The sequence below is a fragment of the Paenisporosarcina sp. OV554 genome, from assembly GCF_003058165.1.
Lineage (GTDB): Bacteria > Bacillota > Bacilli > Bacillales_A > Planococcaceae > Paenisporosarcina.
In genome coordinates this window covers 1-2,634 of the sequence record NZ_QBUC01000063.1, presented here as the reverse complement: position 1 = coordinate 2,634, position 2,634 = coordinate 1, and the positions used below count along the sequence as shown (strand labels likewise).

3 protein-coding genes are annotated in these 2,634 nt (G+C 31.7%); all 3 read right to left on the bottom strand.

Going from position 1 to position 2,634, the window contains the following annotated elements:
- Positions 1-689: 689 nt before the first annotated feature.
- Positions 690-980 (bottom strand): TIGR04104 family putative zinc finger protein, encoded by a 291-nt coding sequence (locus C8K15_RS21480; protein WP_108588114.1) that lies wholly within the window; start codon positions 978-980, stop codon positions 690-692.
- Positions 981-1,106: 126 nt separating this feature from the next.
- On the bottom strand, positions 1,107-1,730 hold the full coding sequence (locus tag C8K15_RS19855; RefSeq protein ID WP_108588113.1) for a CPBP family intramembrane glutamic endopeptidase: 624 nt from the start codon (positions 1,728-1,730) through the stop codon (positions 1,107-1,109).
- A gap of 487 nt (positions 1,731-2,217) precedes the next feature.
- Positions 2,218-2,400, bottom strand: a complete 183-nt coding sequence (locus C8K15_RS19850) for a hypothetical protein (protein ID WP_108588112.1) — start codon at positions 2,398-2,400, stop codon at positions 2,218-2,220.
- Positions 2,401-2,634 lie beyond the last annotated feature (234 nt).

The following is a 2,634-nucleotide window of genomic DNA, read 5'->3' as shown; positions in this document are numbered from 1 at the left end:
GTCAATGGTCGTTGACACTCATGCATCATACTAGAGGGCTCTTTTTCTTTCAAGACCTCGAACATCCTTCAAACAGGAATGCTGCCCCGTTAGTTGAAAAAGAAACTGGATGATCCATCGGCCAGCCATTGATACACCGTAGGTTGACATAACACTACGTTTTGGAAGTATTCAACTTAATCACCCTTTAAATCAACAAGAAAAAGCTGCCTTGTAGAGGCAACCAGATATTAATCTAAGCCACTTTAGCACAATAAGGAGTACTTTTTAGCCTTGATTGCATAGACAAAGACAGGATTACTTCTTCCCTGCTTTCAAACTCTTTTTATTTTTTCTTTGCATAATAATTCCTGTTAAAATTAAAATGAAAGCAACACCCCACAAAGTATTAATCCAGATTTTGTTGTCCTCACTATAGAAACTTAATATAGTACTAAAAGTAAAAAAAATGAATCCTATCCATTCCAAGCGTCTTCCTTTACTCAACTCACCATCTCCCATTCTGAGATACTACATATTCCTGCTTAAATCATAAATCAATTTCATATTAACAGATAATGGTATTTAACGAGTAGATATTTCTTTCACTAACCTGCCCCGTTAGTTCAAGAAGAGAAAAGCTTCATAGGAGCCCATGGTCTTCGACTAAGCATCCGTTAGTTTAATTGTAAATCTTCAATCTCCATATTTTAAGTATTAACGTTTTTATATTTCACTAGATATGGTATAAAAAATGAGCCCGTAAAACTAATGCATAAACCTATCAAAATATTTATAAATTCATTATCAAAGGGTGATAAAATCAATCCGAAAATTAGGATAGGTAAAACAGTTAGAAAAGACACTATGTACCTTGAAGGAAAAGATATCTTATAATCAGTACCACATTTTTCACATTGAATAGGTTTGTATAGCCACATTGCCGATTTGTAGATTACACTCCATTTAAATGGAAGGTTGCAGTTGTTACACTTTTGCATAATTTAACCCCTTTCTATCTCCAACTTTTTATATAACTAACCTGCCCCGTTAGTTCAATAAGCTTTTTTCAAATTAACTGAGGATAAGCTAATATATGTTTCTAAAATTTTTTGTCTTCGATTGAATTAATAAAAATCAAAAAAGGATGCAACTAAATTCCAAATTGCATGTGCTATTATCGGTATCCAAATATTGTTGAAACGGATTGCCAATAAACCAAAACCTAATCCCATCCAAAAAAATTGCATTGGATTGTCATGAAGTAAAGCAAAAATAATGGATGAAACAATCAACATTAAATATTTGATTTTTTGATTAGGTACTAATAATAAGAATCCTCTATATAGGAATTCCTCTTGTACTGGAACGAGTATTACTACACCAACTAATTGTACAACGTAATATGAGAACCCCAGAGAAAATAGTCTAAATTCTATGTTTTCAAATCCCATCATTATATATATCACAAATAAAGTTAGAATAATCCATACATAACATTCCATCTTTTTAATTGGTTCTGTATTTAATAAATATATGTATTTCTTTCCTATTGTCATTAATAAAATCAGTAAGAAGAGAATAACTAATATTCGGTTTTCAAACTTAAAATAAACAGAATCTGGGTTGATGTTTTGGAGCCTTGCATTTTCTATTAAGAAAGTAATACCAAACAATAATATAAATAAAAGTGATTTTTTCAACATCCCAGTTTTTAGCTTATGTTTTGTTTTACTATTAGCTGTTAACAATTATTTTCCTCCCTTACCTTACCCTCTTGATAATATTTCTTTGCACCCCAAAATACCTTCTTATTGAACTAACCTACCCCGTTAGTTCAATAAGAAAGGGTTGCTTAAGCAACCCGATGATCTTTAACTAAGCACCAGTTAGTTGAAGAAAAGACACTCTTATTAAGTTGTTTTATTTTCTACTCCCAAAAATATAAATAAAGGGCAATAAGATAGATAACTATATGCAAAATCGAGTAAATTTTCCCCCAAAAAATTAAAAACCCCTTCTCTTTACGAAGCAAAATCAGGTATCCAATACATATTATTAAAACTATAATATAAGGTGGTGAAACTACAAGCTGTGAAAATCCATATTCCATATTCCATATTAATAATTCTCCTTATTACCAATTCTTTCTTCAACTAACCTGCCCCGTTAGTTCAATAAGAAAAAGGGCTACGTAATCGCCGATGATCTTTAACTAAAGCACCCGTTAGTTGAATATCATTTTTTCTCATCATCTGATTTCCCGAACAATTTTAGCCCAACAGCCCCCAGTGTAAGAGTAACTGCAATTAAGGTTACAACAAATGTAGCTGGAATATTTCTGTCAATTACACTATAAAGCCAATACATCTCAAAAAATACAACTAAAACCCATAAAGAATATAAACCATCCTTGTTCATATTTCTCCCCCTTTGATTTTATAAATGCTTCTTATTCAATTAACCTGCCCCGTTTAGTTGAAGATCAAAAGCCTCAACTTAGACACTACATCTTTTCATTATATTACCATATTCTTGATGAGTTTCCTTTTATTATTAGTGTAAACGCTAATATAAAAGTTGACCACCTTAGTAGGTTTCGCTCATCAAAAAGTTGACCACCTTTATCACCCAATCCCGTATCATAATGTTTGT